2 protein-coding genes are annotated in these 1,456 nt (G+C 40.6%); both read right to left on the reverse strand.

The genetic code is table 11. The features are described from left to right. Window positions 1–860 (reverse strand): CHAT domain-containing protein (locus F6K53_RS42150; RefSeq protein WP_366511446.1); only part of this gene is annotated, 860 nt, incomplete at its 3' end. A 41-nt stretch (window positions 861–901) separates the two neighbouring features. Continuing rightward, window positions 902–1,456 (reverse strand): DUF1822 family protein (locus F6K53_RS42155; protein WP_293086454.1); only part of this gene is annotated, 555 nt, incomplete at its 5' end.

The raw sequence follows: 1,456 nt of genomic DNA on the forward strand, positions 1-1,456 counted from the left end.
AGGGCATTGCCTAAACCTAACCCATCACAGCTATTAAAAATTGCTAAATTCAAGCCATTTTTAATCGCCGTTTTTAGGGCATGTTTTAACTCATCAATGGTTAAGCTATCGGTGTCATTAATATAAATCCGACCCGTCATCCGGTCTTTTTTTCTTTCGCTAGAACTATGACCCGCAAAAAAGAGCATATGCCATCCCAGGGCATCCCGCAGGGAAGCTTCTAACTGCTCTCGTGTAGGCTTTACCAGAAACTCAAGTAACGAGTCTTTACCAATTAATTGCTGCAAGTGTTGTTTATCTGGTTCAATATCAATTCCCTCACTGTTACCGAGAATTGCTAATACTCTGACCTGATCATTAGGAGGCTTTGCTGTAATTGTTTCGTACTCCAGAGGACTTAAGGTAATTTCAACCGAGTCATGATCGTTCCAAAAATCCCACAGGTGCCATGGGAGTCGCTGAAGCTGAGGATTATCCGTCTGAATCATCACCCTAGTATGAGTATTCCTATCTGTATTGCTTCTCAACTGTGCTGCTAATTTATCCCTGATCCGACGAAAGCCATGATTAGAGTTAAGCCATTGGTTAAGACTTCTGTTCAAATCATCAGCAAATTGGTCACATTCTTGTTTAGAAGAGAGGTATATTCTTCTGGGCTTTAAGCGGGGATTTCGGTAAATATACTCTACATTACGATATCGTTGCTGCCAATTACTGTAAAGTTGAACAATCTTGGGATTTGGTGCTAACTGAGTAGTGATTCTACCCTCAGCTAACTGACCTTGAGGTCTCCATTCAAAGGTGACCCAAATGTCACTCTCTAGGTCACCAATAAGTCTTAATACAACTACCTTATTCATGATGGTATTCCTTTAGGGTTTAACGATATTATCCCAGGGAACTAGACAACAAAATACTCACTAAAGCTAGCATCGCCTAAGGCGACTTTTAGAGTAAACTCTTCTTGGGGTTCTCCAATAAAACCATTGCTGATCCTAGTATCATTAATTCCAGCAGATACTTCCGAAAATATTTCTCCTGATTCATCAATCACCATCAGCTTGAGACCAAGGGGTAGATGGTCAATTTCTCGAGCATTCACTTGTATCTCTATATCAATCTCTTGATCTGATTCTTGAGTGACAGTAACTACTAAATCCATGGGGTAACTAACCACTTTTGTATCCAAAGTGATGGATTTAGCTGCTGTAACTCTAGGTCTACTTAAACGAAAAGCTGGCTGGGGTGCTGAAGGAGATTTTTGGGTTTTAACCCTTTGCCAACCTTTGTCACAAATCTGGTTAAACCATTGGCTCAAGTTGACACATTGGCTGAGGGTTTCGATATGTTCCAGGAAATCTTCCAGAGACCCTAACTCAGATATAGGTAACTCCCGAGTGCTTGCGGTTTTAATAAATCCTAGTAAAGTTGCTTCTGTAAGAGATTCGTTTAGTTG

It is taken from the genome of Moorena sp. SIO4A1, from assembly GCF_010672065.1.
Classification (GTDB): Bacteria; Cyanobacteriota; Cyanobacteriia; order Cyanobacteriales; family Coleofasciculaceae; genus Moorena.